We start from the raw sequence: 2519 nt of genomic DNA on the forward strand, positions 1-2519 counted from the left end.
CACTCAGGCCCCACCCCCGCCCCCACCGCCGAGGCCTTGATGCGCTCCCGCTACACCGCCTTCGTGCGGCTCGACGCGCCCTACCTGCTGCGCACCTGGCACCCCCGGACCCGCCCCGCCGAACCCCTCGATCTCGACCCGGGGATGCGGTGGACGGGGCTGGAGATCCTGGAGACGGGTGGCGGGTCGGCGTTCCACTCCGCGGGGACCGTGACGTTCCGGGCCTCGTACAAGGGCGGCGCGATCCATGAGCGCAGCCGGTTCGAGCGGGTCGACGGGGCGTGGGTGTACGTCGACGGGGAGTTCCTCGACCAGGACGACTAGGACAACCAGGTCAACTACGGGGCCAGGATGTCGAGTTCCTGGAGTGCGCCGACCGTGATCTCGCGGGTCAGGGTCTCCGCGCGCAGCGCGTCGCCCTCGCGGACCGCCTCCGCGACCTGGACGTGCAGGGTGACGGCGGCCGGGTCGGGGTCCTCGAACATGACCTCGTGGTGGGTGCGGCCCGCGAGGACCTCCGTGACGACGTCTCCGAGGCGGGCAAACATCTCGTTGCCGGAGGCGGCCAGGATCACCCGGTGGAAGGCCACGTCGTGGACGAGGTAGGCCTCCAGTTTGTGGCCGCGTGAGTTGGCCACCATGCCGATCGCGCACTCGGTGAGTTCCGCGCACTGCTCCGCCGTGGCGAACTTGGCGGCGAGCCCGGCCGCGATCGGCTCGACCGCGGAGCGCAACACCGTGAGGGAGCGCAGTTGCTGCGGGCGGTCGGCGCCGGCCAGCCGCCAGCGGATGACCTGCGGGTCGTAGACATTCCACTCGGCCTTGGGCCGTACGGTGACGCCCACCCGGCGGCGGGACTCGACCAGGTGCATGGATTCGAGGACGCGGACCGCCTCGCGCATCACGGAGCGGGAGACCTCGAAGTCCTTGGCGAGCTCGTCGGTGCGCAGGACGCTGCCCGGTGGGTACTCGCCCGCGGTGATGGCGGGGCCGAGGGAGTCGAGTACGCGGCCGTGCAACCCGCGGCCCGGAGTGGTCATGCACTCAGCGTACGGGTCACATCACGGAACCAAAAAGTCAGACTTATATGTCACAGACTCTTGAATTCGTCGTACCTAATCGGTTTCAGTGGGTTCGACATCAGGTGTCGACGGAGACAGTGAGGCAGCGATGCGTACCCCCCATGTCGTCGTGGTGATGGGCGTAGCGGGCACCGGGAAGACCACCATCGGTCCCCTGCTCGCGGCCCGGCTCGGCGTGCCGTACGCCGAGGGCGACGACTTCCACCCGCAGGCCAACATCGCCAAGATGTCGGCCGGGCACCCGCTGACGGACGAGGACCGGTGGCCCTGGCTGGACGCCATCGGCGACTGGGCGCACGGGCGCGCGGGGCTCGGCGGGGTCGTCAGCAGCTCGGCGCTGAAGCGGTCGTACCGCGACCGTTTGCGGGCCGCCGCTCCCGGGGTCGTCTTCGTGCACCTGACCGGCGACCGCGCGCTCATCGAGGACCGGATGGCGCACCGGCACGGGCACTTCATGCCGACCGCGCTGCTCGACTCGCAGTTCGCCACGCTCCAGCCGCTGGAGGCCGACGAGGCGGGTGTAGCCGTGGACGTCACCGGCAGCCCGGAGCAGATCGCCGAGCGGGCCATGACCGCGCTGGAGCAGGTCCCCGAGCCCACCTCCTAGCACTCCGTACCTGTCCCCCCTCCCCCGTATCCGCAAGGAATCCACCGTGACCAGACTCAGCGTCGAGATGCTGGCAGCGGACCCCGTCGAGCCCATCACCTCGGCCGGACACGCTCAGCTGGGCATCGCCGTACTGGCGGGCATCGCCGTCATCGTCCTGCTCATCACCAAGTTCAAGATGCACGCCTTCCTGGCGCTGACCATCGGCTCGCTCGCGCTCGGCGCGTTCGCCGGGGCGCCGCTGGACAAGGCGATCACCAGCTTCACCACCGGGCTCGGTTCGACCGTCGCCGGTGTGGGTGTGCTGATCGCGCTGGGCGCGATCCTCGGCAAGCTGCTCGCCGACTCCGGCGGCGCGGACCAGATCGTCGACACCATCCTCGCGAAAGCAAGCCCGCGGTCGATGCCGTGGGCGATGGTGCTGATCGCCTCCGTGATCGGGCTGCCGCTGTTCTTCGAGGTCGGCATCGTGCTGCTGATCCCGGTCGTGTTGATGGTCGCCAAGCGCGGCAACTACTCGCTCATGCGGATCGGCATCCCGGCGCTCGCCGGTCTGTCGGTCATGCACGGACTCATTCCGCCGCACCCCGGGCCGCTGGTCGCCGTCGACGCCGTCAAGGCCAACCTCGGGCTGACCCTCGCGCTCGGCGTGCTGGTCGCGATCCCGACCGTCATCATCGCGGGGCCGCTGTTCTCGAAGGTCGCCGCCCGCTGGGTGGACGTCCAGGCCCCCGAACGCATGATCCCCTCCCGCCCCTCCGAGGACCTGGAGAACCGTCCCGGCTTCGGCGCGACCCTCTCCTCCATCCTGCTGCCGGTCGTGCTGATGC

The 2519-nt window shown here is 70.1% G+C and carries 4 protein-coding genes; 3 read left to right on the forward strand and 1 reads right to left on the reverse strand.

From position 1 onward, the window contains the following. Positions 1–324 (forward strand): YchJ family protein (locus tag JHN63_RS50060; protein WP_200691788.1); only part of this gene is annotated, 324 nt, incomplete at its 5' end. Between the two features lie 14 nt (positions 325–338). Here the strand turns inward: JHN63_RS50060 and JHN63_RS50065 are convergent. Continuing rightward, positions 339–1040 (reverse strand): FadR/GntR family transcriptional regulator, encoded by a 702-nt coding sequence (locus tag JHN63_RS50065; protein ID WP_200691789.1) that lies wholly within the window; start codon positions 1038–1040, stop codon positions 339–341. 130 nt (positions 1041–1170) lie between these two features. On the opposite strand from JHN63_RS50065, the gene JHN63_RS50070 reads away from it, so the two are divergent. Both JHN63_RS50070 and JHN63_RS50075 read left to right on the forward strand, forming a co-directional pair. Then, entirely contained in the window at positions 1171–1689 is a 519-nt protein-coding gene (locus tag JHN63_RS50070; protein ID WP_200691790.1) for a gluconokinase, read from the forward strand. Positions 1690–1735: 46 nt separating this feature from the next. Next, positions 1736–2519, forward strand: a 784-nt coding sequence (locus JHN63_RS50075; protein WP_307782184.1) for an SLC13 family permease, incomplete at its 3' end; no start/stop codon positions are given.

Source organism: Streptomyces sp. MBT65 (assembly GCF_016612545.1).
GTDB lineage: Bacteria > Actinomycetota > Actinomycetes > Streptomycetales > Streptomycetaceae > Streptomyces.